Source organism: Amaricoccus macauensis (assembly GCF_049800915.1).
Lineage (GTDB): Bacteria > Pseudomonadota > Alphaproteobacteria > Rhodobacterales > Rhodobacteraceae > Amaricoccus > Amaricoccus macauensis_A.
Genome location: NZ_JBNAFY010000003.1, coordinates 397,847 through 421,464, shown reverse-complemented (window position 1 = coordinate 421,464; position 23,618 = coordinate 397,847). Strand labels below are relative to the sequence as shown.

The window sequence follows — 23,618 nt, the reverse complement described above, 5'->3', positions numbered from 1 at the left end:
TATTGACACTTTGCTGTCGGCGCGAAATCACCCGGGACGGGACCTGGAGGACAAGATGACCACATCGGATGACCGCCTGATCGTCGGGCTGGACCTGCCGCACGCGCCTGCCGCGCTCGATCTCGTGGAGACGCTGGGCGATGCCGTCAGCTTCTACAAGGTGGGACTGGGAATGCTCACCGGTGGCGGGCTGGGGCTCGCCAACGAGCTCAAGGGGCAGGGCAAGCGCGTGTTCCTCGACATGAAGCTCTTCGACATTTCCGCGACTGTCGAGGCGGCGGTGCGAGGGCTGGCTCAATTTGGGCTCGATTTCCTCACCGTTCACGGCGATCCGCATGTTGTGCGCGCGGCGGTGAAGGGACGGGGGGATGGTCCGACGAAGATCCTTGCGGTGACGATCCTCACGTCTCTCGACCGGGACGACCTCGATGATGCGCTGATCCGGGGCGGCGCGATCCCCGATCTTGTGGTCGAGCGCGCACGGCGGGCGTTCGAGGCCGGGGCCGATGGCGTGATCGCCTCACCCCAGGAGGCTGCGGCGATCCGCGCGCTCCCGGAGGCGAAGGGACGGCTGATCATCACGCCTGGTGTGCGGCCGGCGGGTGCAGCGCTTGGGGACCAGAAACGGGTGGCGACGCCCGCAGAGGCGCTGAAGGCGGGGGCCGACCATCTGGTGATCGCGCGCCCGATCTGGGCGGCCCCGGATCCCCGTGCTTCAGCCTTGTCCATTCTGGAGGAAATCCGGGCGGTCTGATAGCGCCCAGATCATACAAGCGTCATCATCGACACCCGGTGGCCGCCAAATGCGGCCACACAAACGCTGCCGTGAATTTTCACCTTTATGAGAAGTAAATTTGGGAACTATTTCACGCGCACAATGACGGCAGGAAACAAGGGTCCACCAATGCCGCGCCTCCCAATTATTATCAGAAGGCGCTATCTTCGCGGGTCGCGTGTATTCTGAGCCAAAGTCCGGTAATATTGATGTTGCGCAACTATGACCCAAACGCAGGTGAACTTCGGAAACACAGCGAATTCAATCCTGTAGCGCATTAACCGTGCGTAGCGAAGTTGTCCGGTCTGGAGCGTGGATCGGGTAATATGCCGCGATGCGCACCAGGAAACCCGCTCCCGATTTTGCTTCCATCCGCTCGTTTGCGGATCTCCGCCATCACCTCGCCACAGAGGAGAGCGCTTTGCGCCTCTTGGAGTGGCTCCGGTGGCCAGATGGCCCCACCTGTCCGTGCTGTGAAAGCCGCGACCACTGGTCCCTCGAAACGCGGCGTCCGGGTCTCTACGAGTGCTGTGGATGTGGTCGTCAGTTCAGTGCGACCAGCAACACGCCTATGCATGGAACCAAGTTGCCGCCGTCGACTTGGATCGAGGCTGCTTTTCTCGTCGTCACATCGAGCAAGGGGATCAGCAGTCTGACTATGGCGCGCCATCTCGGTATCACGCAGCGCAGTGCTTGGCGGATCGGCCACGCACTGCGACGGATGATGGACCCGCCGGAGGATGAACCCAAACTCTCGGGTGTTGTCGAGGTGGACGACATTGCCGACGGCGGAGATCCCGCGCGCCGCAATCGCTCAAAATATGGCTCTAAGGTCGCGAAACATATCTATAATCCGCCAGGCCGTGCGAGCTCGAAACAGCGCATTATGGTCGCAACAGAGCGCGGCGGGCGCCTGCGCGCAGCGCCGATAATGAATGGGTCCAAGGAAGAAGTTGGCCCGCTCTTGGACGCGATAGTGGACAAAAGCGCCCACCTGATGACCGATGGCGACAAGACCTTGGTCGGCCTCGGCAAGGCTCACAAGGCGCACAGTTCGGTCGTTCATAGCCATGGCGAATATGTCCGCGGCGATGCCCACATCAATACCGCAGAAGCGTTCAACCTCTTTCTGGTTCGGGCCAAGATGGGCGTCTGGCATTCGTGAAGCAAGGAGCACCTTTCACGCTACATCAGTGAGATCCAGTTTCATTGGGACCACCGTCCGATCCGGATCGACATTGGCGACGATGATGCCAGTGGGCGACAAAAGCGTCGCCGGTATCGAACCATTCCGTCAATTGTCGTGATGTGTGCTCTATTCTCGCGCGCCCACGGTCGTGGTGTCAGGCGCACTCAGATCGGGGGCATAGAGAATGTCGATCGCTCGGTCCCACCGCCTCAGTAGTCAACAATCTGCGTTTGGGTCAAAGTTGCGTCTGCAAAACCTTCTCGGAGATTCTGGGGAATGAACATAATAGATTATGCAATAAATGCGGCAGCTATCACAACGATAGTGTTGGGTGGCTTGTTGGTTTCAAGGGAGAACACACATATCAGAAATAATAGAAAAAGAGGAATTATTGGGCTACCGCCTGGATTCTTCAAGCGAAACAGATCCTGCCTTTTAATAATGCTATTTTTATATTTAACGTCATTTTTTACGGTGATTGTTATGTGGTATATTGATAACAAGTAATAATTTGATAATACTGTCAATACTCAACTTGCCGGGCTCCTCTCGTGCCCGTGGTCGCGGTGTCAGGCCCAGATCGGCGGCGTAGAGAATGTCGGTCGCTCGGTCCCACCGCATCTGTAATCACCAACCTGCGTTTGGGTCATAGTTGCGTTGATGTTGTGGGCGATTTTGAGAGAATGAGAATTTTTGTTGGATTGTGAGTAAGAATATCAACATCGAGGCATTACTAATCAATTTAGTTTAAACCTATCGGATTTATCTGCACTTCAGTAAGAGTTGTCTCATCAGAGTACAAAACCGTTATTCCGGTAGAATGGCGCGTGAACGACCATCTTTCGAACGGGCTGAGAAGGACGTATGCAAGCTGGCCCACTAGGGAAGCAGGCGGCGGCGACTTGTCAATCGGTGTCGAAAAGCCCGCCAGCAATCGTACTGCTCTTTCGTTTCTGAGGAGCCCGGCCTCAAGCCCTCTGTATTCAAAAAAGACAAACCCGTTCCCCTCCAGCCACTCCCGCATTTCCCCGTAACTGGGGAAAGATCTTGCTATTTCCTCGAAATACAACACCGCTTCTTCACGGGAAGAGAATGAACGCATATCCTCGACGCTCAAATCGTAATCGAGCTCATTCGAATCCGCGGGCTGTATAAACAACTGACAAATAATAATAAAAATCAGAATCCTGAAGTTGGATGCAAAACCCCGCTTGGCTCTCGCAAGAACCATCCGCAACGGGGAAACCCTGCGGAACACGTCTGGGAAATTCATTCGCAATTCTTCCTCGTCTCAATCTGCCTATCTAATGACATTTCGGACGGCCCTGCCCAGGCTCGCCTTCGACGACCGCCTTGACACAGTATTCAATGACGAATTCGGAAGGCATCCAGCACCAGGCACTTTATCCGTCGAGCCTAGCGTGTCGCGCCCTAACAATCCGTTCGGCACGCTGACCCGCCCGCCATCATGGCCGGTTAACGGACACTCACCGGCAAGCCCTCACCGATACCGCGCCAGCCGCTCGTAATAGGGCAGCGCCCGCGCGCATAGCCGGGCATATTCCCCGGTCAGTTCGGGCAGCGGCCCCTCCGCCGCCTCAAACCTGGACGAGCGATGCACCGCGCCGTACCAGTGCGACGCCCAGATCCCGTCATAGGGCTTCGGACCGGCTGGCCAGCGCAACATGCTGTCGCTGGTAGGGATTCCGGCGTTCCGGCACAATCGCGAGAGGCTCGCAGCCGGATCAGCGCGGATTGCCGTGCTGTCGATGACAGTGGGCGCCTGCCCCGTACGATCTGCGAGCGTATCGAAGAGCCGTGCCTGTTCGGCGAAGCCGATGTCCGCAAGGGTCGGGCGCTCGCGTTTTCTTGCGTAGGACGCGATCACGCGGGCCGGATGCCGGATGAGAAAGACGTTCGTGACGCTGCCGAGCCAATCGAGCGGGAAATCCTCAAGCATGTGGTGGGTCATCAGCTTGGCGTAGTGGATCGGTGTTTCCACGGGCGCCAAGAGGCCCGTGATCACCGTGGCCGGGTCAGCGGGCTGGCACGCGAGGATCTCCTCGCGCATCGGATGGTCGAGACCGGTTTCCGCGAGGTAGGCGGCGTAGAACGGTTCATCGACGACCGTGCAATCTCCGCGTGCAGCGAAAGCATACATCATCGCGGTCGAAAGGTTGCGCGGCCCCGACCACATTGCGATCCGAACCGGGCCACTCATGCCGCCACCAACGCCTTGTAGAGCTCGCGAATGCGGACGGTGACGGGCCCGAGATTTCCGCTCCCGATCTGGCGGCCATCTATTTCACCCACGGGTGTCTGAGCCCCGAATGTGCCGGTGAGAAAGGCCTCGTCCGCGCCGTAGGCATCGACGAGAGAGAAGTTCCGCTCGAACACGGGAATGTCGTTTGCGCGGCAGATTTCGATGACTTTTCTTCGGGTTATGCCATTCATGCAGTAGTCGCCGGTCGAGGTCCAGACCTCCCCCCTGCGCACGATGAAGAAGTTGCAGGCATTGGTGGTGTTCACGAAGCCATGCACGTCGAGCATGAGGGCTTCGTCGGCGCCGGCCTTTTCGGCGGCAATGCAGGCGAGGATGCAGTTGAGCTTCGAATGCGAGTTGAGCTTCGGGTCCTGGGTCATCGGCAGACCGCGCATGTGGGGCACGGTGGCGAGCCGGATGGGGCGCGGAATTCGGGGCTTCGAGTGCTCCATGATGATGACGATCGTGGGGCCGCGACGGGAGAGTGCCGGGTGCTGGAAGGGGCGGGACTTGATCCCGCGCGTGACCATCAGACGGGCATGAGCATCTGTGGTCATGTCATTGGTTTCACGCGTTTTTTCAAGCGCCTCAGTGAGCGCGCTCCGGTCGAGGCCGATGTCGAGGGCAATGGCCTTCGCCGCTTCGAAAAGCCGGTCGAGATGTTCGTCGAGAAAGGCCCAGCGGCCGTCGTAGAGGCGCAGCCCCTCCCACACGCCATCGCCCAGCATGAAGCCCGAATCGTAGACTGAAACCAATGCCTTGTCCCGCGGCAGGAGCGCCCCGTTCACCCAGATCAGGATGTTCTTGTTGCGCGCGTCTTCCTCGGCCTGATGGGTGAAAAGTTCGTCGGTCATGCCCCGCCCCTCTGCTCGAATCGCGAGAGGCTAGGACTGCCGGGAGGGGAAGGGAAGACCCGGCGATTCCGGCCCCAGGTCCGATATGGAATCGATATGGAAAGGGTATGGCTTACGTATGGCAAAACGTCGGTATTCCCGATCCGCACGCTGCCCGCTGACTGCCCGCGCCTTGATCCGCGCAGGCAGCTCGGCGCGGCGGTCCGTGAGGTTGGGACTGATCGCAAGGCACGAAAAAGGGCGCCCGAAGGCGCCCTTTCCGTAGTCTCAAGCTGCCGGGCGGGCGGATTACATCATGCCGCCCATGCCGCCCATGCCGCCCATGTCGGGCATGCCGCCGCCGGCAGCAGCGCCCTTCGGCTCGGGCTTGTCTGCGATCATCGCCTCGGTGGTGATGAGCAGGCTTGCAACCGATGCGGCGTCCTGAAGTGCGGTGCGGACGACCTTTGCCGGGTCGATCACGCCGAACTTGAACATGTCGCCGTATTCTTCGGCCTGAGCGTTGAAGCCGAAGCTGTCATCGGTGGATTCGATGATCTTGCCGGCCACGACGGAGCCGTCCACGCCAGCGTTCTCGGCGATCTGACGCAGCGGAGCCTGAAGCGCCTTGCGGACGATCGCGATACCTGCGGTCTGGTCGGAGTTTTCACCAGCGAGGTCTGCGAGCTTCTTGGAAGCCTGCACCAGAGCCACGCCGCCGCCAACGACAACGCCTTCCTGCACAGCTGCGCGGGTTGCGTTCAGAGCGTCGTCCACACGGTCCTTGCGCTCTTTAACTTCGACCTCGGATGCACCGCCGACGCGGATGACAGCCACGCCGCCTGCGAGCTTCGCCAGACGCTCCTGAAGCTTCTCGCGGTCGTAGTCGGAGGTGGTTTCCTCGATCTGGGCACGGATCTGCGAAACGCGTGCTTCGATCTCCGCCTTCTCGCCAGCACCGTCGACGATGGTGGTTTCGTCCTTGGTGATGGTGATCTTGCGCGAGGTGCCGAGCATGTCGAGGCCGACATTCTCGAGCTTCATGCCGAGATCTTCGGAGATGACCTGGCCGCCGGTGAGGATCGCGATGTCCTGCAGCATGGCCTTGCGGCGGTCGCCGAAGCCCGGTGCCTTGACGGCTGCGATCTTGAGGCCGCCGCGCAGCTTGTTCACGACGAGGGTCGCGAGTGCTTCGCCATCGACGTCTTCAGCGATGATGAGGAGCGGCTTGCCGGACTGGATGACGGTCTCGAGCAGCGGAACCATCGGCTGGAGCGAGGAGAGCTTCTTCTCGTGCAGCAGGATGTAGCAGTCTTCGAGTTCTGCGATCATCTTGTCGGCGTTGGTGATGAAGTAAGGCGACAGGTAGCCGCGGTCGAACTGCATCCCTTCGACAACTTCGGTTTCGGTTTCGAAACCCTTGTTCTCTTCGACGGTGATGACACCTTCGTTGCCGACCTTCTGCATCGCGTCTGCGATCTGGTCGCCGATTTCCTTCTCGCCGTTGGCGGAGATGGTGCCGACCTGTGCGACTTCATCGGTGCCGGAGACCGAACGTGCCTTCGACTTGATTTCCTCGACGACGACGGCGACGGCCTGTTCGATGCCGCGCTTGAGGTCCATCGGGTTCATGCCGGCAGCAACCGACTTCATGCCTTCGCGAACGATGGCCTGAGCGAGAACGGTTGCGGTGGTGGTGCCGTCACCGGCTTCGTCGTTGGTGCGCGAAGCGACTTCGCGGACCATCTGTGCGCCCATGTTCTCGAACTTGTCTTCCAGTTCGATTTCCTTGGCGACAGTGACACCGTCCTTGGTGATGCGCGGTGCGCCGAAGGACTTGTCGATCACGACGTTGCGGCCTTTCGGGCCGAGGGTCACCTTCACGGCGTCTGCGAGCAGGTTGACACCGTTGAGCATGCGGTTGCGTGCGTCGGTATCGAACTTGAGCTGTTTAGCACCCATTAGGAATACTCCTGTGCTTCAGTAATGTCTGGGAGTGAGGTCGGCTCAGGCGGCAGCGGCAGCGCTGCTGGGGCCCATGATGCCGAGGATGTCGCTCTCTTTCATGATGAGCATGTCATCGCCGTCGATCTTGACCTCGGTCCCGGACCACTTGCCGAACAGGATGCGGTCGCCCGCCTTGACGGCCATCGGGATCAGCTCGCCCGAATCCTTGCGCGCGCCTTCGCCAACGGCGATGACTTCGCCCTCGGAGGGCTTTTCCTTGGCGCTATCGGGGATGATGAGGCCGCCCTTGGTCTTCTCTTCGCTCTCGATGCGGCGAACCAGAACACGGTCATGCAGCGGGGTGAATTGCATTGGGATCGCTCCTTGTTGCGTTCCAACCTTAAAATTGGTGGCTTGGATTTATTAGCACTCGCCACCCGTGAGTGCTAATGCGGCCTATCTAGAAACAGACCCGTCGATTGTCAAGAAGGGGTGGCGGCAAAAACTTCGCGCCGAGAAGCTCTTGCGGGCGCTGCGGCCCCGTCGCGTTGCGCGCACACAACCTTCCGGAGATCGCCGTGGCGAGACCGGAGGCAGAAAAACGCCGCACTCTCAGGCGCGGGACGCGCTTTTGCGCATGCCCACTTTCGAGGTGGGGGCACTTTCCGGAGCTTCAAGCCCCCTGCGCTGCGGGTTTTGCGTGTTGAGGGCGCTCAGGGCAACGGATCGAGGCGCGCAGAGAAGACAATTCCGCCTGGGTTGGCAAGATACCACTCCAGGTCTCGGGCAAGGTCCTTCGTCAGGGGGGCGAGGTTTTCGGAGAAATCCGGGTCGTTCCAGTGAATGCCGATGAAGCCGGCATCGCGCAGGCAGGTCGCGATCATCTCTCTGCTCCAGGCCTGGACCAGGGTCCGGCGCTCGCCGGTGACCAGTTCGCAGGCGGGAAGCTCGATGGCCCGGAGGCGGAAGCCGAGCTTTGCCTCCATTTCGGAGGCGGCCTTCGCGAAGTCGAACTCGGGGTTGATCGCGCAGCCCGCAAGGCGTCCGCCCGGCTTGAGGTTGCGGGCGAGGAAGCGGCACATCTGCGCGAGGTGGTTTTCGGTTGTGGCGAACTGGAACAGGTGCATGGCCGTTGCGGCATCCACGGGGCGGTCGAGCCGCCATGTCCTGTTGGCGGCGCTGACCTGGCGGTAGGTGATGGATCCGGCATAGCCGATTTCATCGAAGGTTGGGGTCTGCGTTTCGGCGCGGGCGATCATCTCGGCGGATATGTCCACCCCGGTCACGCTCTCCGCGCCGGAGCGGGCGAGGATGCGCGTGAGCCGTCCTTCGCCGCAACCGGCGTCGAGCACGTCGAGCCCCTGAACCGGACCGAGCGTTTCGAGCAGCGTGGCGAATTCCAGCAGGTTATACGGGTTGCGCACGGTTTGCCGGTCGAGCAACGGGACAGGATTGCGGTCGATAATGGACATCGTGGCGGTTCTCGCATGAATCGGGGTTGAGTCCGGGCTAGCGTGAATGCTCTCCCAAATGGTTAACGGGATTGCAGGAATTGGAGGGTTGCAACCGCCGCTTTGAATTCCGCAGGGGAATCGGCTAGGTCCCTCCTGGCCGCGATGCGCGGCGAGGCGAGGGTTCTGATGACGAAGATTATCCAGTCACTCCGGGAGATCGATCCGGGCTACAACACGCTCTTCTGCGATCTCTGGGGCTGTTTGCATGACGGGGTGCGGGCCTTTCCGGCTGCTGTCGAGGCGCTGATCCGGTTCCGCGAGGGCGGGGGGCGCGTGGTGCTGCTCACCAACTCGCCGCGACCGCGCAGGAACGTGGCGGTGCAGCTCGAGGGGCTGGGCGCGCCGCGGGAGTGTTATGACCTGATCGTGAGTTCGGGGGATGCGGCGCAGGCCGCGATGGCCTCGGGCGCGTTTGGGCGGAAGGTCTACCACATCGGGCCAGAGCGCGATCTGGGCTTCTTCGAGGATGCGGACGGCACGCCTTTCGACGTCGAGCGGGTGCCGCTGGAGGAGGCCGAGGGCATCATCTGCACCGGGCTCTTCGACGATCAGACCGAGACGCCGGAGGATTACCGGGCAACGATTCTCTACGGCAAGACCAAGGGGTTGAAGCTCCTCTGCGCCAACCCGGACGTGATCGTGGACGTGGGCGAGCAGCGGATCTACTGCGCGGGCGCGATTGCGAAGGCCTACACGGAAGCCGGCGGCAAGAGCTACTATTTCGGCAAGCCGCATCCGCCGATCTACAGCCTCGCGCGCGACGATCTGGCGAAGGCGACGGGCGAGGCGGTGGAAGCGCAGGACATCCTGTGCATCGGGGACGGAATCGCGACGGATATCTTGGGCGCGATGGGCGAGGCGCTCGACGCGATCTACATCACCGGCGGGCTGGCGGCGGCGGAGACCGCAACGACGCCCGATGCCGGGCCGGATGCGGCAAAGCTGCATGTGCTTCTGGAGCAGGCCAAGCTCGCGCCCAAGTTCGCGATGGGTTTTTTGAAGTAGAGGTTTTTTGCTGGAAGGCGGGGAAGGTAGATCCCCGCCTTCGCGATTCTTCATGGGGCGTTCAGATTGGTGTCCCAGGTGATCAGGCGCAGTCCGGCGTCGTCGTCGCGAACGGCTGTCACGATCATGTCGCGGGGGCCGCTCGAATACGAGCGAGAGACTGCGGCTGCCGCCAGGCCACTGATGCCTCCGGCCCGCGAGGCACCGAGCCGTCGCAGGTTGGAGCCATCGTCATCAGCGGCGAACCCCACAAGCTCGAGATCGCCGTTCCCGTTGCGGACGATCCCGGCAAGGTTCGAAGCGCCATGCGGAGTTGTCATGAGCTCGATCTGAGACACCGCGAAATCGACGACTGTTGCCTTGCGCTGCGGATCAAGATTGCCAGCGCTGTCCAGGCCCCAGCTCATCGTCCGCAGTCGTCCCTGACCATCTCGAACCGATACGGCCACGCCCGAAGGCAATGGAGCGACGTCGAGGCTATTGCCTATCGACCCTGCGCTGGCCGGCGTTCCTGCGGTGAAACGCATCCCGCTGGAGGATAGTTGGTACGGCGTGACCTTGAGGGTGCCGTCCGAGAGGCGCTGGGCCGCGTATACGCCCGAGAAGCTGCGGGTATGAGAAACGGCGACTGCGCTGATCGCTGGGCCGCCAATCTCGCCGAGCCGATTGATCGAATGCACGGTCTCGCCGTCCTGGATGACTGTTGATGTATCGAAAGCGATCAATTTGAGCTCGCCGCTGTTCGTTCGCATCGCAGCAACAGCTCTTTTGTTCACGCCAGGAATTTCGGCCATGTCCAGCCAGGAAATCTTGCCGTAAGTCTTCTCGGCAACCTTCGAAAGGGTGCCGAATGGACCGACCCGGAATGCGGCCATTCTGAGCCGATCATCCGTTTGACGAACTGCGGCGAGGACCATGTTGCTTGCAGTTCTGGCGAGATGGACGTCCTTCACGATACCATCTGACAGATCGCCCCGACGATTGATCTGATCCAGGCCGACAAGGTCCCAGGCGATCAGCTTCAGCCGGCCATCCGATTGGCCGATTGTGGCCGTCACCATCCGGTTCTGAGATACGAAGAGCGTGTCCATGGACGAAGCGACCGTGCCCGCAGATGCGGTGGCACGGCGCAGGAATGGCGAGGGCAGAATCGACTTGTATCGGCAGGAGGGCGTATTGGGCGAAAAGCCATCGCAATCCGGATTGCCAGTAAATTCCGCGCCACGCCAGCGATACCAGTCTTCCGCATCGGGCCTGCTATCATGGTCGTAGCCATGACCCCAGACATTGCGAAACCGCATGGCCTGTGCGTCGCCGAGTTCGATGCGCCCGTTGTCACCGGTCTGAGACAGGACAGGCTGGCTGGAAATGTGAAGATGCGGCCCGCTGGACCGACCGCTGTTGCCGACCGTCCCGATAAACTCGCCCTCTTCGATCCGGACCCAGTCGGCAGGATCGTCGATATATGCCGCGACGCGCCAGTCGCCCTCCTTGCGGGTTGTATTCGGATAAGCCGCATTGCCCGCGTTCACGGGGCACAGATGTGCCGGGAGAGAACCGGATTTGAGGTGATTGATGCTGATACCGTTACCTTCATCGGTCACGATGTAGACGAAGTTCCCGCCGCCAAAGATACGAGACGGGAAGTCGGGATGCGTTCCGCCCGCCGTAGGGTGGTCGGGGAAGTTGCGCCAGCAACTGACTATGAAGCCACTGGCGGGCGCATAGAGGGGAACATCCCAATCGTAGTTTGCGCTGTTTGCTGAGCCACCAGAGCTTCCGCGCCAGCTTCCGCCCGACCATCGCCGGACGTTGAGATCCATGATGAACGCGCCTTCGCTGAACTCGTTGACTGTCCAGTTTGCGTCGGATGGAATGTCAGAGGCCCGGGCGGGGAAGCTGAAGGTTTCTTGTGCGCTTGAAAAGGATGGAAATCCTAATGCGAGAAGGCACACAGACATGAAGCAAGAAATGTATCTCACGATCTTTCTCCTGAATAACTGAATTGAAAATTCGTCTTCGCGGAAGAATGCGAACCTCCACGGTACAAAAAAAATAACCGGTCGGATGTGACTTTTGTCGTATTCCGCCTGGTTTAAGCGAGGTTTACTTTGGGCGTGAGCCAAGCGGGGCTGCGGTTAGATCAGGCCTGCCAGATCTGTTTCATTGAACTTTGAGTAACTCCGTAAACCGCGAGAGAGCCGCTTAGGCCGTCCAGTTCTCGCCAGCGAGCCAGTCGGCCACGATTGCCGTGGCGGCAGGGGCCTGAGGCTGTTTGGGCGTGACGAGGTAGTAGCCCTTGGGGGTGGCATAGGTCTCGTCGGTGATGCGCACAAGCTGGCCGGCGGCGAGCGGGCCGGCGAGAAAGACCGGGATCGCCATGGCGATGCCCTGACCGGCAATGGCGGCGTCGATGACGAGCGCGGTCTGGTTGAAGCGGAGCCGTGTCCGAGGCGCGCGTCCCTGCAGCAGGCGGCCCCATTCCCCGATGCCATCATCGAGGATCGTCACCTGTGAAAGCCGCTCGGGCCCGAGCGGCAGATCCTCGGGGGGAAAGAGGCCCGGAGCCGCCACCGCGATCATCTCCTGGGGAAACAGCAGTTGGGCGGAAATGCCGAGCGGGAAGGGGGGCTTTGCAAGCCGGACCGCGAGGTCGACGCCGTCGCGGGGCATGTCGGAGACCTTGTCGGTAGCGACGATTCGCAACTCTATTTCGGGGTGATCCGCCGTGAAGCGCGGCAAGCGGGGCATCAGGCAGCGCGAGGCGAATGTGGGCGTGACCGAGAGCGTGACGACCTTGGGGCGGGCCAGAACCGTGTCCGTGGCCTCGGTCAGCAGTTCGAAGGCGCGGCGGACATCGGCGAAATAGGCCGCGCCGCGCTCGGTGAGGGCGAGGCCGCGGGGCAGGCGCTGGAAGAGCGTGAAACCGAAACGCTCCTCCAGGCCGCGCACATGCTGGGCCACCGCGCCTTGTGTCACGCCCAGTTCGTCGGCGGCGGCCCGGAAGCTGAGGCTGCGCCCGGCGGCCTCGAACGCGCGGAGCGCATTGAGGGGCGGCAGGCGGCCGGTGGAGAGGCTCATGACGGAACCCTGTAGTTTTTCTACTGCATAGACGCAGGCGAACTGGCGCGTCAATCGTGTCGGACTTCTGTAAAGACGACGGAAATGCGGCTTGAGGCCAAATGCTCCCGCCGGGGTGCGGGTCCAAGCCTGTAAACGCACTCCTGTCACTGGAGGTTTCCGTGATGCGTGTCTATGCCATTTTCGTGTTTCTCGGAGTCATCTGGGGCTCGAACTTCATCTACATGAAATGGGCCGTCGCGATCATTTCGCCGGCGCAGGTGACCTTCCTGCGCGTGCTCCTCGGGTTCCTGCCGCTGGCTTTCGTCGCGTGGCGGCAGGGGGTGATCCGGCGCGATCAACTGCGGCTTCTGCCGCACTTCGCGGCAATGGCGATGCTGGCGACGGCCTTCTACTATTTCGCCTTCGCGCAGGGGCTGGCGCTGCTGCCTTCCGGGGTTGCAGGGGTGTTGACCGGTTCGATCGCGCTCTTCACCTTTCTCTGTGCGCTCATCTTTCTTCCGGGGGAACGGGGCGGGGCTCTGAGCTTCCTCGGTGTGGCGCTTGGGCTGGCCGGTGTGGTTCTGGTTGCGCGCCCCTGGGAATCTGCGGGCGCGGCGCTCGACCCGGTGGGTATTCTCTGGATGATGCTGGGCGCGCTCAGTATCGGGCTGTCTTTTGTCTACGCGCGGCGGTTCCTCTCACCCTATAAATTGCCGCCGCTGGCGCTTGCCACCTGGCAGACCGGAATCGCGACAGTGGTGCTCTTCGCCTTTACCGACTTGTCGGGGATCGGCGCCATCACGTCGGACTGGAATGCCGCGATCGGCATGGTGATCGGGCTTGGCGCGCTGGGCACGGGGCTCGCCTATCTGATCTACTATTACTTGTTGCAGGAACTCGGTGCCGTGGCTGCTTCGGGATCGACCTATCTGCCACCGGTCGTGGCGTTGCTGATCGGCTGGCTTGCGGGCGAGCGCGTGGGGCTTCCCGAGATTGCCGCGATCACGCTGATCCTTTCCGGGGTCGCGGTTCTGCAGGTGGGTCAGCGGCGAAAGGCCGGAGCAAGGACCGTGACACCGCTGGGGAAGGCGGCGCCGGGTCAGGCATGCCGGGCCTGAGTGGACCGGCGCGCGACCAACCGGCCCGTCCTCAGCCGAGTTGAGAGACCTGGTCCGCGCTGCCTTGGCGGTTCTCGAGGGTGCGCAATACCGCGCCCATGACGAGGGTCATGCCCACATGCGACACGAAGGATGACTGGGTGTAGGAGCCGAAGCCCATCATGAAACTGCGGCCGATGAATGGGGCGAGGACGCCCTGGGCGACGAACCAGAGCGCGAAGCCGGTGACACCGCCCGCAAGGATATAGCTCCAGCCCGTAACCCGCTTCAGAAGCCACACTAGGGCCGCGAATCCGAAGCTGCCGATGAGAAAGTGCAGCACGAAGGCCGCGCCATAGGGAATCTGTGCGCCGGTCAGTTTCGCGGCGATTGCCATGACGAGGTTCGAGGGCTGGAGAGCCGGGCCGAAGAGGGCGGGCGAGAGCAGCCAGGCATAGGCCTCGAAGGCGAACTGGCCGACGAGACCAGCGATGGCGATATTCTGGATCGTGTCCTTGGCGGATGTCTGCATGGAGGGCCTTTCGGGAGGGGATGACGGTTGAGGATTGCCTCCTGCCCTGCGGTGGGGTGGCCTGCTTAATCTTCCGGTTCTTGAGTGGTCATTCAAGTGCGCAATCATACCATGACGCGCAATTTATCAGTGTGTTACCTCGCGAAAGCCGCGAAACCGGCGGTTTGCAGGAAAGATCGTTGCCAGAAGGTGACAAAACCAGCGCGTAATAAAGTTACGACATTGGTCCTATCATGAAATATAGTTGCGCAGACGTGTTGCACGCTCGTGCAAAAACTGATATGTTTGCCGCACTGCAACATGGTTCGCGAGGCGTTAGAGTGAGATGTTGGATACCAGAGGCCACAACCTACCGATCGGCACGATCTGCATAGAAGATCTCGAGATCGGGATGACCCGCTCGCTTTCGAAGACGATCGGCGACAAGGAAATCGAGATGTTCGCCGAGCTTTCGACGGACCACAACCCAGTGCATCTGGATGATGACTACGCCCGCGACACGATCTTCGAAGGCCGGATTGCCCATGGGATGCTGACGGCAGGGCTGATTTCGGCGGTCATCGGTGAGCAGCTTCCGGGCCACGGCACGGTTTATCTCAAGCAGGATCTCAAGTTCCTCGCGCCGGTTCGTCCGGGCGATCGGGTCGAGGCGGTGGTATCGGTAAAGGACATCGATCACTCGAAGCGCCGGGTCGCCCTTGAATGCCTGTGCCGGGTAGGCAATACGGTCGTAGTGAAGGGTGACGCGCTTGTTCTGGCGCCGAGCCGCAAGTTCGACTGACGAAGGGCCCTGCGGTTGGCCCGCAGGGGCCATGAAGAGACACCAGGGTTATCGAGGTATCCCCGCGGAGGACCGCGGCGCGGCGGCGGCGATCGGAAATTTCGACGGCGTGCATATCGGTCATCGATCGGTGATCGATATTGCCCGTCAGGAAGCGAAGGCGCACGGCGTGCCGCTCGGCGTCGTCACGTTCGAGCCGCATCCGCGCCGGTTCTTCATGCCCGACAGGCCCTCCTTCCGGCTCATGACGGCGGAGGCGCGCGCCCACAGGCTCGAGAAGCTGGGCGTCGACATCCTGTTCGAACTCCCGTTCGACGCGGCGCTTGCGTCCCTCTCTCCTGAGGTCTTCGTTCGCGAGGTGCTGGTCGACGGGCTGGGGCTCTCGCATCTCGTAGCCGGTGCGGATTTCCGCTTCGGCAAGCGGCGCAGTGGCGATATCGAGATGATCCGGACCATGGAGCCGGAGACGGGCATGGGTGTGACCATCGCGCCCCTGGTGCGTGACGAAACGGGGGATTTTTCCTCCTCGGCGATTCGCGAGGCGCTTTCGGAGGGCGATCCGCAGGCAGCCGCGCGGATGCTGGGCCACTGGCACCGGATCGAAGGGCGCGTCGCGCATGGGGACAAGCGGGGCCGCACGCTAGGCTTTCCGACGATCAACCTGCCCCTCGACGATCTGCACCAGCCGCGCTTCGGTGTCTATGCGGTGACGGTGGACGTGCTGTCTGGCCCGCACCAGGGGCGGTATGCAGGCTGCGCCTCGATCGGGGCGCGGCCGACCTTCGGGCAGAACCGGCCCAACCTCGAGGTCCATCTCATGGATTTCTCCGGCGACCTCTATGGCGAGGAGGTGTCGGTTGCGCTGGTGGCCTATCAGCGGCCGGAGCTGCGCTTCGAGGGTGCCAAGGCACTGGTGGCGCAGATGCACAAGGATGTGGAGGAGGCGCGGGGGTTGCTCGCGGCGGCCGCCACTCCGTGACCTGCACGCTGGAGACGGCGCGGCTTCGTCTGCGGGCGTTCGAGGAGAAGGATCGCGAGGCGTTTGCCGCGATGAACGCCGATCCCGATGTGATGGCCCATTTCCCGACGCCGCTGACGCGAGCTCAGAGCGACACCGTCTTCGACCGGATCCTGAAACGCTCGGCGGAGGCGGGCAACGGCTTCGGGGCAATCGAGCTGCGTGCGGATGGGGCCTTTGCCGGAATGGCGGGGCTGAACCGGGTTGCCTTCGCCGGTCCCGTGCAGGGCATCACGGAGATCGGCTGGCGCCTGCCGCGCCAATATTGGGGGCAGGGCATCGCGAGCGAGGCGGCGAAAGCCTGGCTCGACCACGGTTTCGGCGAAGTGGGGCTCGGGCGGATCGTTTCCTTCACAGTCAAAGGAAACACGCGCTCTCTGGCAGTGATGCGGCGCATCGGTTTGACGCGCATCCCTGACCTCGATTTCGAGCATCCGCTTCTTGCCGCGGGACATCCGCTGCGTCCGCATGTGGTTTACGGTCTTAGTGTGGAAGAACGCGGGACTTGACCTGAGGCGAGCGCGGGCCAAAAGTCTCCCGCGCAAGGGGAGAAAGCCGAAGGGACCAGAAGCATGAGCCAGCGCGATGACCTGATTGCGACCTACGCCGAAGACCTCAAGACCAAATGCGGTGTCGAACCGGACATGGATCTGCTCAAGAAGGTGGTGATCGGGCTCGGGCCTTCGATCTACAACAAGGACTCCGCGACGGTCGCGTCGAGCGATCCATCCGAAATCGAGACGGTCAAGACGCGGTTCCTGATCAAGAAGCTCGGGCTGAGCGACGGGCCGGATCTCGATGCCGGGATCGCCAAGGTCGTCGAACAGTATGGTCAGTCGAACCGCACCAAGTATCGCGCGGTGATCTACTATCTGCTGACGAAGCATTTCGGCAAGGAATCGGTCTACGCCTGAGTTTCGTCAGGCAATCATCGGCTCGAGCGGATCGTAGATTGCATGTGCCGGCGGATCGAAGGCGAGTTGTGGCAGGAAATCCGGCTTGAACCGGACGCCGCCGAGTTCTGCCGGGCTGAACCACTGTCGTTCCGTGACGATGCCCTCGGGGTCCGCCCAGGCGGGATCGAGGGCGGTCGAGACGGGGGTGGCAGCGAAGAACAGCTCCACCTGGTGAAAGCCGCTCGCCTCGCTGTGGAACTCCGAAACCGCAAGCAGGCGGCCCGGTGTGACGAGGAGGCCTGTTTCCTCCCGGACCTCGCGTGCGAGATTGTCGGGGAGGCTTGCATGGGCTTCCACCCCGCCGCCGGGCGCACACCACAGATCGCTCACCTTGTCGGGGTAGGCATTAACTAGGAGAAATCTGCCGGCCTCGACGATGATGGCCCGGACGGCGAGGCGCGGGGCTCCTGCCATGCTGCTCAGCTCCGCGGTGTGATCCGGTTCACATGGCCCATCTTGCGGCCCGGACGCGCTTCGCCCTTGCCGTAGAGGTGGACCGCTGCGCCGGTGAGGCTTATAGCCTGATTGGCTTCCTCCCCGAGCAGGTTCGTCATTTCCGCGTCCGAATGCCGGCTGCCATCGCCCAGAGGCCAGCCGCAGATTGCGCGGATATGCATCTCGAACTGATCGATGAGACACGCATCCTGGGTCCAGTGACCGGAATTGTGGACACGCGGCGCGATCTCGTTGACCACCAGTCCGTCCGGCGCGACGAAGAGCTCGACCCCGAGAACGCCGACGTAATCCAGCGCGTTCAGGATGCGGCCTGCCAGCAGAACGGCATCCTGCGCGAGTGCGGGTGGAATGGCGGCAGGCACACGGGTGGTGCGCAGAATGCCGTCCGCATGTTCGTTCTCGCCCGGATCGAAGCATACGACGGAGCCATCGAGCCCGCGCGTGGCGATGACGGAGATCTCGCGGTCGAAATTGACGAAGCCTTCGAGGACACTGGGATTGGCATCCATCGTTTCCCAGGCTTCGCCAGCTTTATCGGCATCGGTGATCCGCGCCTGACCCTTGCCGTCATAGCCGAAGCGGCGGGTCTTCAGGATCGCGGGGGTGCCGATCTCGTCGATCGATTCTGAAAGGGTGCAGAAGTTGTCGACGGGCGCGTAGGGGGCGGTGCGCAGACCGATATGGGTGAGAAAGTCCTTTTCCGCGATACGGTCCTGGGAGACCTCCAGGGCGCGCCGGCCGGGACGCACGGGAACCAGCGGTTCCAGGATGTCGACGGCTGCGAGATCGACATTCTCGAACTCGTAGGTGACCACGTCGACCGTCTTGGCAAAGGCGGCGAGGCGCGCGCGATCGTCATAGGCGCCGCGGGTGAAGGCGTCCGAAACCTGCGCGGCGGGAGGTGCTTCGGCATCCTCGTAGATGTGGCATTTGAGACCGAGCCGTGCCGCCGCGAGCGAGAGCATGCGGCCGAGCTGTCCGCCACCGAGTATACCGATGGTGCTGCCTGGCGGGAGAGGGGCCTTGCTCATGCCGGAGCCTCCGCGACGGCCTCGGTCTGGGCTGCGCGCCAGGCCTCGAGACGGGTGGCGAGATCGGCGTCGGTGGTCGCGAGCATGGCGGCGGCAAGGAGCCCTGCATTGGCGGCGCCGGCCGGGCCGATGGCGAGCGTGCCCACCGGCACGCCCTTGGGCATCTGGACGATGGAAAGAAGCGAATCCCAGCCCGAGAGGGCCTTCGACTGGACGGGCACGCCCAGCACCGGCACGCGGGTCTTGGCCGCCAGCATGCCGGGCAGGTGGGCCGCGCCGCCGGCGCCCGCAATGATCACGCGAAGACCGCGGTCTGCGGCGGTTTCAGCGTAACTGAAAAGGCGGTCGGGCGTGCGATGGGCCGAAACGATGCGGACCTCGTGGGGTACGCCGAGGGTGTCGAGTATCTCGGTTGCGCCGCGCATGGTCTCCCAGTCGGATTGGCTCCCCATCACGATACCGACGAGCGGGTCTGACATGAATTTCCTCCGGCGTGTCTGCTTGTGTCACGGGGTGCGCGCCGATGCGTGGCGCGACGAACGGGTGGGGCGGTTCGAGATCAGGCGATGATGTCCGGTGTGATCTCGTCGGAGATCCGGCGGATCTCGTCCTTGAGTATGAGTTTGCGCTTCTTGAGGCGGCGCACGGTGAGGGGATCGGCGCGGCCTTCCGCATCAAGGGCGGTAATCGACTCATCTAGATCCCTATGCTCGCGTTCCAGAAGCTCCAGACGGATCCGGAGCACTTCCTCGCGTTGCATCTTCTGCGGCTGGTTCATGTCTCGGCCCTCGGGAACTCGCTACCGGTATCATACGCCCTTGCCCGGGGCGGGAAAAGCTCTGCCTACAATCGGCACTTGCACTTTGAAGCTCAATCCCCAAATGACACCGATATGGCCGCCGATGCCGGGGCCAATCCAAAGTCGCTTATGCAAGGGCTTGAAGACAATGAGCAAGGTTACTTTTGCGTCACATCCCTATCTTCTGGGTTTCGAGGATCTCGACAGGCTCGTCGAGCGAACCGTGAAATCCGGTAACGATGGCTATCCTCCCTACAATGTCGAGCAGCGTTCGACGTCTGCCTACCGCATCACGCTCGCGGTTGCCGGCTTCTCGGAAGCCGATCTCGCGATCACTGTCGAGGCCAATCAACTCGTGATCCGCGGTCGCCAGAGCGATGATGCCGACGGACGGATCTTCCTCCATCGCGGTATCGCCGCGCGCCAGTTTCAGCGGAACTTCGTGCTGGCAGATGGCGTTGATGTGACAGGTGCGGAGCTTGAAAACGGGCTTCTGCATGTCGATCTTGAAAGAACGGAGCCGGAATCCGTAGTCCAGACGATCAAGATCAATGGAAGGCGGAGCTGAGGAGGGAAGACAGATGACCGATTTCCCGAGTTTCTCCGCATCCGACGATGAACAGATCGTCTATGTGCGGAATGTGAAGACCGCGGACCTGCCGGATGAAGTGCGCGCACAGACGGGCGGACAGGACACGGTATATGCCATTCATGCCGAGTCGGGCGAGGTGCTTGCCCTCGTATCGGACCGCAAGCAGGCATTCATCCTCGCGCGCCGCAACGAAATGTTGCCCCACAGCGTGCACTGAGCGCGCCCGCCAAGGTGTTCATATAGGCAGAATTCCTATCGAGCAGGTGGGAGCGGGATCGCAGATCCCGATCCGGGGCCCCGCTTAAAGAGCGGGGGGCAGATGCAGTCCGGCCAAAGGGCCGGACATTTTTCTGATCAGCTTTCGCTTTTCGTTGCGCAGCCCGGCAGTCCGTCTTCGAAGAAGTCCGGGGCGACATGGCGCGCCTCGGTGACGATCAGGTTGCGCTCGGCATCCCAGATCATGTCGCGCTCCCATACGGTGGCGCCCGTTGGGGTCACTTCAAACACGCGCCCGTGCTGGGCCTCGGTTACGAGCAGGTTGCCGCTTTCCAGAACCTGATGCTTGCCGCGCTGCCAGCTGTAGAACGGGAAGCTGTCCGAGCCGGCAACGATGGTTCGGGTTTCACGTGTTTCCGGGTCGATCCGGCGGATTTTCGATGTGCCCGTGCCTGACCCGTTGTCATAGACCGTGATTGTCCCGTCCGGCTGGAAGTCCGGGTCGTGCTGCTTGAGCCAAGGCCCATGCTGCCACCATCTGAGCGCCCCGCTCTCGGGATCGACGACCGCGACGAGGTTGATCTCGCGGAGGCTGATGAGCAGGTCGCCCGCCTCGAAATCCGGGAAGGCCTCGGCCATCTCGGCGCTGAGCGGTTCGACATCATTGGCGTGGAACGGATCGCCCGTGTAGCTGAGGTCCTGCTCCCCTCCGCCAATGAAACTGCGCACGGCAATCGCGCCGTCTTCTTCGCCGTCCCGGCGCATGATCCCGTCCTCGAGGTTGAGCGCGTAGGTCTCCTCACCGGTTTCTTCATTGAGGCGCGTGATGGTGTTCTCGCGCCAGACCCAGAGGCCGCCGGTCTCGTCACGATGGATCGAGTGGTGATAGCCGCCATTCCGGGACCAGATCGGTTCTCCGCAGGCATCAAGGCGTGCGATGGCGTTCCCGGCATCGAAGGTCACGGCGATCGAGCCGTCCTCGAACACTTCCATCCCATGGAGCATGACATTCAGCGGCTTCAGTCCCTCCGGATCGAGCCGAGCGTAGTCCACCGGCCAGACGTGACGTCTCTGGCCTTCCTCGTCGTAGAGGGACACGTCGAACGCGGTTCGGTCCTGGTCTTTCGAGAGGCCAGCGATCAGCGTGAAGCCCGGTGTAATCGCATCGGGGTCGACAAGCTGAAAGCCGGTCGCATCCGCGGGGCGGTCCTGTTCGTAGGCTTCGACGAGGTGACGAGTGGGTTCGAGCGCGAGGTCGTTCTTCCAGTTCGCCTGCACGTCCCGGATGGTCGCTTCGGCCTGGGCGATCTGGGCGGCCGGGAACCACCCGTTGCGCTGGGCGAACACGCCGTAGACCGAGGAAAGCACGACGGCGGACAGAACGAAGGAGATAGCGGGCAATCGGTCTTTCATCGGATGGCGCTCGTGGTGGTGGAGGTGCTCTCATGGATGGGGCGTAGCGAGAGTTCGATCAGTTCGGCGTGAAGCGCCCTCGCGTGATCGATCAGTTCGCGCGGGCCCTCGGGGTCCGGCGGGGCGGGTTGCGCGCGGAGCTTCGAGGCCGCGCCGAGCAGGCGGTCGCGGTTCTCGACACCGAGTGCTTCGGCCAGTGCCGGAAGGTGACGGGACGGGTCGCGGCACAGTCCGTCGTGGTCGACGAAGATGACCCGCGGACCGGCCGTCTCGAGAACGCGCTGATAGGCGGAGATCCAGTATTCCAGCCAGAATGCCGGTTCGCCGGCCTTCTCGACCGGTATGGTCCGGCCGGGGAATTCGATGGGACGCAACGCTTTCCCGAACTCGTAGTGCCCGAGGCCTTCCATGTAGTCGCGCGCGAAGGCGTCCTGGGCATGGAGTGCGCCGAACCGACGATGCTGACGCATGAGCGAGGCCGTCTGGGCGAAGGGATTCCGGATTGGAACGAGGACCTTCGCATCCGGGTAGAGCCGTTCGATCAGCGGAAGGCGGGCAATATTGGCGTTGTTCTTCGAGACGTAGCGATGCGCGTCGCCGCCTTTGGCTGCCACGATCTTGCACATGTAGGTGCGGAAAAACGCCTCGAAATCTCCGTCGCGGTCCTCTTCCGACCAGGTTTTGATGCCCTTGGGCCGGTAGTGCGTCGGCCAGAACGCCTTCCAGACCGTTTCCTCGAAAGCCTCGGGACTGTCGAAACCGACCTTGAGGCCATCACCGTGCGCACGCTCGGCGTCCTCGGCCTTTCGCTGAAGGCCGCGGGTCAGGCTGCCCCAGAGAAGCGGTGTGAGCGTGAACGGCATGGCGCGGTAGGTCGCGGAGGCAAATTCCGGAAGATCCGCAAGAATGTCGAGCATGACGGTCGTACCCGCGCGGGGCAGCGACGTGATGAAAACCGGATCCTTGGCAAATTCCGGGTCGATCTTGTCGCGGAAGCGCCGTGTTTCCAGATCCGCCAGGCTCTTTTGCAGGTTGGGGGAGGCAAAGGCGACACGGTGCAGCATCCGGTCGGTCCGACCGTAGGGCACACCGGGCATCGGGCCTTTGGGGGCCCTTTTTGCTGCGGTCTTGCCCGTGATGCCCCAGATGCCGACAAACACGACGGTCACGCCCAGAATGAAGGGCCAACCGGTCGCAAGTTCGATTGCGTCCGAAAGGTGGTAGAGGCCGAGCGCGGAGCCTATCCACACGATGGCGGCGGGCACGGCAAGGGCCACGGCCCCGATAAGCGTGATGCGAGCGAAACTCCTCAGGAGCCCGAGTGCCGCCCGACGGACATGAGCCTCTTTCTGGTCGTCGGAGAGATGCGGCGCGCGCATGGCATCCGCGGCCGCAATTGCCGTACGGGCCGCGTCACTGGTGACTGCGACCACGTTCGACGCCTTCAGGACAAGAAGGAAGGCGAGACAACTCGCAAAGAGTACCGCAAGGATCACTTGGGCTCACCTGCCGTGATTTCACCGCTTGCCGTGGCCGAATTCTTGCGGCGAAGCAGGCGTTTGAGCGGGTACCAGACGAAGCCCACAAGCGCGAGGCCGAGTGCTGCGACGAGCGCGAGGACGCTGCCGATGGCGGTCAGGCCGGCGCCGGGGCCGACATAGGCCTGCGCCATACCGGGTGCGATGAGCCCCAATGCTGACATGAGCAGGGTGACGTTGAAGCGGGTGGGAAGGCACTTGACGATCTTAGACATGAACAACCTCCAATTGTCCGCAACCGGATATGCGTATTTGCGGTTTTCTACGATCAGACGGGATCACTACTCGAACAGATGGGGGAAACTGATAATAGTCCCGTTCAGTTCGAGTTGACCCCGATGAATTTTCTCGAATCAACTCTCGTTTGACTGTTAGATGGCGCGGTTGGGGCCGCTTGTCCAAGCACAAGCGCGGTACTTCGCGTTCGTGATCGTCAATCGGCAGATCTTCGCGCAAAACCCTTGCGGAATTGGCCGAGTCTCGCGCAATCCGGCGCCTGCACACGGTGCAGGGGGACCGAGGCCATGCGGCGACACCTTCGAAGGCGGTTGCTTGAGGAAGGCTTGCCAATCCGGCGGACCCGTGGTCCTCTAGCCGCGA

Annotated in this window: 26 protein-coding genes; 10 read left to right on the top strand and 16 right to left on the bottom strand. The window is 62.2% G+C overall.

Annotated elements, in window-relative coordinates:
* Positions 1-55: 55 nt before the first annotated feature.
* Positions 56-754, top strand: coding sequence for an orotidine-5'-phosphate decarboxylase (gene pyrF, locus ACP15W_RS09790; RefSeq protein ID WP_424932693.1), 699 nt, complete (start codon positions 56-58; stop codon positions 752-754).
* Positions 755-1,109: 355 nt separating this feature from the next.
* Entirely contained in the window at positions 1,110-1,940 is an 831-nt protein-coding gene (locus tag ACP15W_RS09785) for an IS1595 family transposase (RefSeq protein ID WP_424932692.1), read from the top strand.
* A gap of 766 nt (positions 1,941-2,706) precedes the next feature.
* On the opposite strand, the gene ACP15W_RS09780 is transcribed toward ACP15W_RS09785, so the two are convergent.
* The 6 genes from ACP15W_RS09780 to ACP15W_RS09755 all read right to left on the bottom strand — a co-directional run bounded on the left by ACP15W_RS09780 (position 2,707) and on the right by ACP15W_RS09755 (position 8,479).
* On the bottom strand, positions 2,707-3,237 hold the full coding sequence (locus tag ACP15W_RS09780; protein ID WP_424932691.1) for a hypothetical protein: 531 nt from the start codon (positions 3,235-3,237) through the stop codon (positions 2,707-2,709).
* Between the two features lie 228 nt (positions 3,238-3,465).
* The gene (locus tag ACP15W_RS09775) at positions 3,466-4,161 is read right to left on the bottom strand and encodes an HAD family hydrolase (RefSeq protein ID WP_424932873.1); all 696 of its coding nucleotides are present in this window, start codon (positions 4,159-4,161) and stop codon (positions 3,466-3,468) included.
* 20 nt (positions 4,162-4,181) lie between these two features.
* Positions 4,182-5,081 carry a D-amino acid aminotransferase gene (locus tag ACP15W_RS09770; protein ID WP_424932690.1) on the bottom strand — a complete coding sequence of 300 codons (900 nt, stop codon included), beginning with the start codon at positions 5,079-5,081 and terminating at the stop codon, positions 4,182-4,184.
* Between the two features lie 288 nt (positions 5,082-5,369).
* A complete protein-coding gene (gene groL, locus ACP15W_RS09765; RefSeq protein ID WP_424932689.1) occupies positions 5,370-7,022 on the bottom strand; it encodes a chaperonin GroEL in 1,653 nt (550 codons plus the stop codon).
* A gap of 45 nt (positions 7,023-7,067) precedes the next feature.
* Positions 7,068-7,379: a co-chaperone GroES gene (groES, locus tag ACP15W_RS09760; protein WP_424932688.1), complete on the bottom strand. Its 312-nt coding sequence runs from the start codon at positions 7,377-7,379 to the stop codon at positions 7,068-7,070.
* Positions 7,380-7,720: 341 nt separating this feature from the next.
* Entirely contained in the window at positions 7,721-8,479 is a 759-nt protein-coding gene (locus ACP15W_RS09755; protein WP_424932687.1) for a class I SAM-dependent methyltransferase, read from the bottom strand.
* A gap of 168 nt (positions 8,480-8,647) precedes the next feature.
* Here ACP15W_RS09755 and ACP15W_RS09750 point away from each other — a divergent pair, with 168 nt between their 5' ends.
* On the top strand, positions 8,648-9,526 hold the full coding sequence (locus tag ACP15W_RS09750) for a TIGR01459 family HAD-type hydrolase (RefSeq protein WP_424932686.1): 879 nt from the start codon (positions 8,648-8,650) through the stop codon (positions 9,524-9,526).
* 50 nt (positions 9,527-9,576) lie between these two features.
* Here the strand turns inward: ACP15W_RS09750 and ACP15W_RS09745 are convergent, their stop codons facing one another.
* Together ACP15W_RS09745 and ACP15W_RS09740 are read right to left on the bottom strand one after the other, a co-directional pair.
* On the bottom strand, positions 9,577-11,652 hold the full coding sequence (locus tag ACP15W_RS09745) for a M23 family metallopeptidase (RefSeq protein WP_424932685.1): 2,076 nt from the start codon (positions 11,650-11,652) through the stop codon (positions 9,577-9,579).
* 79 nt (positions 11,653-11,731) lie between these two features.
* Entirely contained in the window at positions 11,732-12,607 is an 876-nt protein-coding gene (locus ACP15W_RS09740) for a LysR substrate-binding domain-containing protein (protein WP_424932684.1), read from the bottom strand.
* 164 nt (positions 12,608-12,771) lie between these two features.
* Here ACP15W_RS09740 and ACP15W_RS09735 point away from each other — a divergent pair, with 164 nt between their 5' ends.
* Entirely contained in the window at positions 12,772-13,707 is a 936-nt protein-coding gene (locus tag ACP15W_RS09735; RefSeq protein ID WP_424932683.1) for a DMT family transporter, read from the top strand.
* 31 nt (positions 13,708-13,738) lie between these two features.
* Here the strand turns inward: ACP15W_RS09735 and ACP15W_RS09730 are convergent, their stop codons facing one another.
* On the bottom strand, positions 13,739-14,218 hold the full coding sequence (locus ACP15W_RS09730) for a hypothetical protein (protein ID WP_424932682.1): 480 nt from the start codon (positions 14,216-14,218) through the stop codon (positions 13,739-13,741).
* Positions 14,219-14,543: 325 nt separating this feature from the next.
* Between ACP15W_RS09730 and ACP15W_RS09725 the strand changes: the two genes are divergently transcribed.
* The 4 genes from ACP15W_RS09725 (at position 14,544) to ACP15W_RS09710 (ending at position 16,931) form a co-directional block, all read left to right on the top strand.
* A complete protein-coding gene (locus ACP15W_RS09725; protein WP_424932681.1) occupies positions 14,544-14,999 on the top strand; it encodes a MaoC family dehydratase in 456 nt (151 codons plus the stop codon).
* A 31-nt stretch (positions 15,000-15,030) separates the two neighbouring features.
* Positions 15,031-15,978 carry a bifunctional riboflavin kinase/FAD synthetase gene (locus tag ACP15W_RS09720; RefSeq protein WP_424932680.1) on the top strand — a complete coding sequence of 316 codons (948 nt, stop codon included), beginning with the start codon at positions 15,031-15,033 and terminating at the stop codon, positions 15,976-15,978.
* The gene (locus ACP15W_RS09715) at positions 15,975-16,526 is read left to right on the top strand and encodes a GNAT family N-acetyltransferase (protein ID WP_424932679.1); all 552 of its coding nucleotides are present in this window, start codon (positions 15,975-15,977) and stop codon (positions 16,524-16,526) included. The genes ACP15W_RS09720 and ACP15W_RS09715 overlap by 4 nt, the downstream gene beginning before the upstream one ends.
* A gap of 63 nt (positions 16,527-16,589) precedes the next feature.
* Complete coding sequence (locus ACP15W_RS09710; protein WP_424932678.1) at positions 16,590-16,931, top strand: DUF2853 family protein; 342 nt, start codon at positions 16,590-16,592, stop codon at positions 16,929-16,931.
* Positions 16,932-16,937: 6 nt separating this feature from the next.
* On the opposite strand, the gene ACP15W_RS09705 is transcribed toward ACP15W_RS09710, so the two are convergent.
* The 4 genes from ACP15W_RS09705 to ACP15W_RS09690 form a co-directional block, all read right to left on the bottom strand.
* Positions 16,938-17,387 (bottom strand): NUDIX domain-containing protein, encoded by a 450-nt coding sequence (locus tag ACP15W_RS09705; RefSeq protein ID WP_424932677.1) that lies wholly within the window; start codon positions 17,385-17,387, stop codon positions 16,938-16,940.
* Positions 17,388-17,392: 5 nt separating this feature from the next.
* Positions 17,393-18,460, bottom strand: a complete 1,068-nt coding sequence (locus tag ACP15W_RS09700) for a 5-(carboxyamino)imidazole ribonucleotide synthase (RefSeq protein ID WP_424932676.1) — start codon at positions 18,458-18,460, stop codon at positions 17,393-17,395.
* Positions 18,457-18,939: a 5-(carboxyamino)imidazole ribonucleotide mutase gene (gene purE, locus ACP15W_RS09695; protein WP_424932675.1), complete on the bottom strand. Its 483-nt coding sequence runs from the start codon at positions 18,937-18,939 to the stop codon at positions 18,457-18,459. The genes ACP15W_RS09700 and purE overlap by 4 nt, the downstream gene beginning before the upstream one ends.
* An 80-nt stretch (positions 18,940-19,019) precedes the next feature.
* A complete protein-coding gene (locus ACP15W_RS09690) occupies positions 19,020-19,238 on the bottom strand; it encodes a YdcH family protein (protein ID WP_424932674.1) in 219 nt (72 codons plus the stop codon).
* 169 nt (positions 19,239-19,407) lie between these two features.
* On the opposite strand from ACP15W_RS09690, the gene ACP15W_RS09685 reads away from it, so the two are divergent.
* On the top strand, positions 19,408-19,827 hold the full coding sequence (locus ACP15W_RS09685) for an Hsp20 family protein (RefSeq protein ID WP_424932673.1): 420 nt from the start codon (positions 19,408-19,410) through the stop codon (positions 19,825-19,827).
* 13 nt (positions 19,828-19,840) lie between these two features.
* Positions 19,841-20,068 (top strand): DUF1150 family protein, encoded by a 228-nt coding sequence (locus ACP15W_RS09680; RefSeq protein ID WP_424932672.1) that lies wholly within the window; start codon positions 19,841-19,843, stop codon positions 20,066-20,068.
* Between the two features lie 137 nt (positions 20,069-20,205).
* Here ACP15W_RS09680 and ACP15W_RS09675 read toward each other — a convergent pair whose 3' ends face one another.
* The 3 genes from ACP15W_RS09675 to ACP15W_RS09665 are packed head-to-tail and all read right to left on the bottom strand — an operon-like array spanning position 20,206 to position 23,233.
* Entirely contained in the window at positions 20,206-21,480 is a 1,275-nt protein-coding gene (locus tag ACP15W_RS09675) for an arylsulfotransferase family protein (protein ID WP_424932671.1), read from the bottom strand.
* On the bottom strand, positions 21,477-22,976 hold the full coding sequence (locus ACP15W_RS09670) for a sulfotransferase (RefSeq protein ID WP_424932670.1): 1,500 nt from the start codon (positions 22,974-22,976) through the stop codon (positions 21,477-21,479). The genes ACP15W_RS09675 and ACP15W_RS09670 overlap by 4 nt, the downstream gene beginning before the upstream one ends.
* Positions 22,973-23,233 (bottom strand): hypothetical protein, encoded by a 261-nt coding sequence (locus tag ACP15W_RS09665; RefSeq protein ID WP_424932669.1) that lies wholly within the window; start codon positions 23,231-23,233, stop codon positions 22,973-22,975. Before ACP15W_RS09665 ends, ACP15W_RS09670 begins: the two co-directional genes overlap by 4 nt.
* Between the last annotated feature and the right edge of the window lie 385 nt (positions 23,234-23,618).